This window comes from Pseudoalteromonas sp. CR1, from assembly GCF_019392235.1.
Classification (GTDB): Bacteria; Pseudomonadota; Gammaproteobacteria; order Enterobacterales; family Alteromonadaceae; genus Pseudoalteromonas.
The window spans coordinates 1-258 of the sequence record NZ_JAHXRM010000383.1 but is presented as its reverse complement, the minus strand read 5'-3'; the positions used below and the strand labels follow the sequence as shown (position 1 = coordinate 258).

The window sequence follows — 258 nt, the reverse complement described above, 5'->3', positions numbered from 1 at the left end:
GGCAGCGCCCGGCGCAGAGCGGTTCATCGAACAGTCATTCGACGGCTATCGGCAGCAGGCACGACTGCTGGTACCCGATGTTGCACACGCCCCACCCGCCTTTATCGTCGGTGGCGCACGCTCGGACTTCACTCGCCTCAATCCGTTGCTGTATCGCCTGCAGGCGCAGGGCATCGGCTCGCTCAGCGGTAACCTGTCCGGTCACAGCCTGGCCAGCCAACCAGGCGCCGCCGCGCCGTCGCTGAGCACCAATCTGCA

Annotated in this window: 1 protein-coding gene; it reads left to right on the top strand. The window is 66.3% G+C overall.

Annotation, left to right across the window (positions count from 1 at the left end):
* Positions 1-258: hypothetical protein (locus KZZ04_RS19820; RefSeq protein ID WP_219423974.1), on the top strand; the 258-nt coding region annotated here is incomplete at both ends.